General features: G+C 51.6%; 2 tRNA genes and 3 rRNA genes. All 5 read right to left on the bottom strand.

Features of this window, described 5'->3' with window-relative positions:
- Positions 1-49: 49 nt before the first annotated feature.
- Positions 50-165 (bottom strand): 5S ribosomal RNA (rrf, locus tag VZ94_RS21675).
- 111 nt (positions 166-276) lie between these two features.
- Positions 277-3,143 (bottom strand): 23S ribosomal RNA (locus tag VZ94_RS21670).
- 178 nt (positions 3,144-3,321) lie between these two features.
- Positions 3,322-3,397: transfer RNA gene (locus VZ94_RS21665), tRNA-Ala, on the bottom strand.
- 38 nt (positions 3,398-3,435) lie between these two features.
- Positions 3,436-3,512: transfer RNA gene (locus VZ94_RS21660), tRNA-Ile, on the bottom strand.
- Between the two features lie 56 nt (positions 3,513-3,568).
- Positions 3,569-5,098: ribosomal RNA gene (locus VZ94_RS21655) — 16S ribosomal RNA — on the bottom strand.
- Together the 16S, 23S and 5S rRNA genes with 2 tRNA genes alongside form the textbook arrangement of a ribosomal RNA operon.
- Positions 5,099-5,474 lie beyond the last annotated feature (376 nt).

The raw sequence follows: 5,474 nt of genomic DNA, 5'->3' as shown, positions 1-5,474 counted from the left end.
GACATAAAAAAACCCGCCTCGTTATATTGAGGCGGGTTTAGAGAAAGGTGCTTGGCAATTCCCTACTTTCGCATGGCAAACTGCCACACTATCATCGGCGCTAAACGGTTTCACTTCCGAGTTCGGGATGGGATCGGGTGGTTCACGTTCGCTATGGTCACCAAGCAAAACTAGTTGTGTTTAGGTCGTTGTGGTTATTTTTGTACCTAACACTGAATGCGTTGCAAGTCGCTCTGTGCGGGAAATCTGTCATTCTACAAACTGCTTGGGTGTTATATGGTCAAGCCTCACGGGCAATTAGTACACGTTAGCTACAGCCATTACTGACCTTCCACACCGTGCCTATCAACGTCGTCGTCTTCAACGGCCCTTTAGGGGACTTGTCGTCCCAGTGAGAACTCATCTTGGGAGGGGCTTCCCGCTTAGATGCTTTCAGCGGTTATCCTGTCCGCACATAGCTACCCGGCAATGCGATTGGCATCACAACCGGAACACCAGCGGTGCGTCCACTCCGGTCCTCTCGTACTAGGAGCAGCTTCCCTCAATTCTCAAACGCCCACGGTAGATAGGGACCGAACTGTCTCACGACGTTCTGAACCCAGCTCGCGTACCACTTTAAATGGCGAACAGCCATACCCTTGGGACCTGCTTCAGCCCCAGGATGTGATGAGCCGACATCGAGGTGCCAAACACCGCCGTCGATATGAACTCTTGGGCGGTATCAGCCTGTTATCCCCGGAGTACCTTTTATCCGTTGAGCGATGGCCCTTCCATACAGAACCACCGGATCACTATGACCTACTTTCGTACCTGCTCGACGTGTTTGTCTCGCAGTCAAGCACCCTTATGCCATTGCACTCATTGCCTGATTTCCGACCAGGCTGAGGGTACCTTCGTGCTCCTCCGTTACTCTTTGGGAGGAGACCGCCCCAGTCAAACTACCCACCAGACACTGTCCCTAACCCGGATTACGGGTCGAGGTTAGAACTTCAAATAAACCAGGGTGGTATTTCAAGGTCGGCTCCACAAGAACTGGCGTCCTCGCTTCTAAGCCTCCCACCTATCCTACACAAGTCGATTCAAAGTCCCGTGTCAAGCTATAGTAAAGGTTCACGGGGTCTTTCCGTCTAGCCGCGGGTACACTGCATCTTCACAGCAAGTTCAATTTCACTGAGTCTCGGCTGGAGACAGTGTGGCCATCGTTACGCCATTCGTGCAGGTCGGAACTTACCCGACAAGGAATTTCGCTACCTTAGGACCGTTATAGTTACGGCCGCCGTTTACTGGGGCTTCGATCAAGAGCTTCGCGTTGCCGCTAACCCCATCAATTAACCTTCCAGCACCGGGCAGGCGTCACACCCTATACGTCCACTTTCGTGTTTGCAGAGTGCTATGTTTTTGCTAAACAGTCGCAGCCACCGATTTTTTGCAACCTGCTTCTGCTTCAGCCGCGAGGGCTTACACATACCACAGGCATACCTTCTCCCGAAGTTACGGTATCATTTTGCCTAGTTCCTTCAGCCGAGTTCTCTCAAGCGCCTTAGAATTTTCATCCCATCCACCTGTGTCGGTTTAGGGTACGGCCCTTTATAACCTGAAGCTTAGAGGTTTTTCTTGGAAGCTTGGCATTAATCACTTCACTCGCACGCGAGCTCGTCATCACCTCTCAGAATTGATGCTCCGGATTTGCCTAGAGCACCTCCCTACGGGCTTAAACCGGCTCTTCCAACCGCCGGCTGATCTAGCCTTCTCCGTCTCCCCATCGCAGTTATAACGGGTACCGGAATATTAACCGGTTTGCCATCGACTACGCTTTTCAGCCTCGCCTTAGGTGCCGACTTACCCTGCGTCGATTAGCGTTGCGCAGGAAACCTTGGATTTTCGGCGAGGGAGTTTTTCACTCCCTTTGTCGTTACTTATGTCAGCATTCGCACTTGTGATACCTCCAGCCACCTTCTCAAGTGACCTTCGCAGGCGTACACAACGCTCCTCTACCACTCTTTCGAGTCCGTAGCTTCGGTACTAGGCTTAGCCCCGGTAAATCTTCCGCGCAAGCCGACTCGACCAGTGAGCTATTACGCTTTCTTTAAAGGATGGCTGCTTCTAAGCCAACCTCCTGGCTGTCTATGCCTTCTCACATCGTTTCCCACTGAGCCTAGATTTTGGGACCTTAGCTGACGGTCTGGGCTGTTTCCCTTTTCACGACGGACCTTATCACCCGCCGTGTGTCTCCCGTGCTCACACTTGTTGGTATTCGGAGTTTGCATCGGGTTGGTAAATCTAGACGACCCCCTAGCCGAAACAGTGCTCTACCCCCAACAGTTATACACGAGGCGCTACCTAAATAGCTTTCGAGGAGAACCAGCTATCTCCGAGCTTGATTAGCCTTTCACTCCTAGCCACAACTCATCCCCTACCTTTTCAACGGGAGTGGGTTCGGTCCTCCAGTTGGTATTACCCAACCTTCAACCTGGTCATGGCTAGATCGCCCGGTTTCGGGTCTAATCCCAGCGACTTAACGCCCTATTCAGACTCGCTTTCGCTACGCCTCCCCTATCCGGTTAAGCTTGCCACTGAGATTAACTCGCTGACCCATTATACAAAAGGTACGCAGTCACCCCTTAGGGCTTCCACTGCTTGTACGCATACGGTTTCAGGTTCTATTTCACTCCGATCACCTCGGTTCTTTTCGCCTTTCCCTCACGGTACTGGTTCACTATCGGTCAGTCAGGAGTATTTAGCCTTGGAGGATGGTCCCCCCTTCTTCAGACAAGGTTTCTCGTGCCCCGCCCTACTTAATATGTCTTAGCTTGATTTCGTGTACGGGGCTATCACCCTGTATCGCGCGACTTTCCAGACGCTTCCACTATCTCGCTTCGCTCGGCTGTTCCCCGTTCGCTCGCCACTACTAAGGGAATCTCGGTTGATTTCTTTTCCTCTGGGTACTTAGATGTTTCAGTTCCCCAGGTTCGCCTCCTAAACCTATGGATTCAGTTTAGGATACCCTTGCGGGTGGGTTGCCCCATTCGGACATTCTCGGATCACAGTGTGTTGCAAACTCCCCGAGACTTTTCGCATGCTTCTACGTCCTTCTTCGCCTCTGACTGCCTAGGCATCCACCGTATGCGCTTATTCACTTGACCATATAACCCCAATCAGTCTGAGGTCACTTGATCTTTGCACAGGTCTTACCTTTGCTTTTGATCTTCTCGTTCTGTTTTTGACAGATTTCCGCATTGTTAAAGAGCTTTCATGGCATTCACCACGTCTATAGTGTCTCTTGCAAAACACTATAGAGATGATTGTCTTACCTTGTATAATTGGTGGAGCCAAGGAGGATCGAACTCCTGACCTCCTGCGTGCAAGGCAGGCGCTCTCCCAGCTGAGCTATGGCCCCTTGTTTTCGGGTCCCACGCCAAGGCCTTTCGCACTCAGTGGTGGGCCTGGGCCGATTTGAACGGCCGACCTCACCCTTATCAGGGGTGCGCTCTAACCAACTGAGCTACAGGCCCAGGTCCTGGCCGTGATCGAAATAATAGGTCGTGTCTACTTAAGCAGCGCTTCTTTGTAAGGAGGTGATCCAGCCCCAGGTTCCCCTAGGGCTACCTTGTTACGACTTCACCCCAGTCATGAATCACAAAGTGGTCAGCGCCCTCCCGAAGGTTAGACTACCGACTTCTTTTGCAACCCACTCCCATGGTGTGACGGGCGGTGTGTACAAGGCCCGGGAACGTATTCACCGCGACATTCTGATTCGCGATTACTAGCGATTCCGACTTCATGGAGTCGAGTTGCAGACTCCAATCCGGACTAAGACCGGCTTTCTGGGATTTGCTTGACCTCGCGGTTTCGCTGCCCTCTGTACCGGCCATTGTAGCACGTGTGTAGCCCTACCCATAAGGGCCATGATGACTTGACGTCGTCCCCACCTTCCTCCGCTTTATCAGCGGCAGTCTCCCTAGAGTTCCCAGCATAACCTGTTGGCAACTAAGGATAAGGGTTGCGCTCGTTACGGGACTTAACCCAACATTTCACAACACGAGCTGACGACAGCCATGCAGCACCTGTCTCAATGTTCCCGAAGGCACTCTCACGTCTCCGCGAGATTCATTGGATGTCAAGGGTAGGTAAGGTTCTTCGCGTTGCATCGAATTAAACCACATGCTCCACCGCTTGTGCGGGCCCCCGTCAATTCATTTGAGTTTTAACCTTGCGGCCGTACTCCCCAGGCGGTCAACTTAATGCGTTAGCTGCGCCACTAATCCTCCTTGAAGGACCAACGGCTAGTTGACATCGTTTACAGCGTGGACTACCAGGGTATCTAATCCTGTTTGCTACCCACGCTTTCGTACCTCAGCGTCAGTTTGAGTCCAGGGAGCCGCCTTCGCCACGGGTGTTCCTTCCGATATCTACGCATTTCACCGCTACACCGGAAATTCCGCCCCCCTCTACTCAACTCTAGCCTGCCAGTTTCAAATGCCGTTCCCAGGTTAAGCCCAGGCTTTCACATCTGACTTAACACGCCACCTACGCACGCTTTACGCCCAGTAATTCCGATTAACGCTTGCACCCTCCGTATTACCGCGGCTGCTGGCACGGAGTTAGCCGGTGCTTTTTCTATCGGTAATGTCAGTCTGAAAGGTATTCGCTTTCAGGTATTCCTCCCGATTAAAAAGTGCTTTACAACCCTCAGGCCTTCTTCACACACGCGGTATTGCTGGATCAGGCTTGCGCCCATTGTCCAATATTCCCCACTGCTGCCTCCCGTAGGAGTCTGGGCCGTGTCTCAGTCCCAGTGTGGCTGATCATCCTCTCAGACCAGCTACGGATCGTCGCCTTGGTAGGCCTTTACCCTACCAACTAGCTAATCCGACATAGGCTCATCTAATAGCGCGAGGCCAAAGGTCCCCCGCTTTCCCCCTCAGGGCGTATGCGGTATTAGCGTGAGTTTCCCCACGTTATCCCCCACTACTAGGCAGATTCCTATGCATTACTCACCCGTCCGCCACTCTCGCCACCGAAGTGACTACCGTTCGACTTGCATGTGTTAAGCATACCGCCAGCGTTCAATCTGAGCCATGATCAAACTCTTCAGTTTAATTCATTGCCATTGCTGACTTCTATTCATTTCTTGGCTAATTTCATGCACACTAGGCACTCTACTCTTAGCCTCTTAAGCAACTCGCTTAAGCAAACACGCCTATTATTTCGATCCCGTTTGTTAAAGAGCGTCCAGACCTTTTCGTCTAGCTGAGCCAAAGCATTCTACAGAACCCTTTTCTCTTTGTCAACTTCCTTTTTCATTCCCGCTTCCCTTTCCTTCTCCCCACCAGCGCCTCTCTGCGCTGAAGAGCTGTGCATTATATACCCTCAACTCAAAGTGTCAAGGATTTTTTTTTGAGCAATCTGATATTTTAGAAACCTTAATATCGCTAAGATATTCTTTCGGCTATAGATTTTATCTACAGCGCAAA

The organism is Methylocucumis oryzae (assembly GCF_000963695.1).
Classification (GTDB): Bacteria; Pseudomonadota; Gammaproteobacteria; order Methylococcales; family Methylomonadaceae; genus Methylovulum; species Methylovulum oryzae.
The sequence above is the reverse complement of the archived record's forward strand: the minus strand, read 5'-3'. Positions and strand labels throughout refer to the sequence as shown.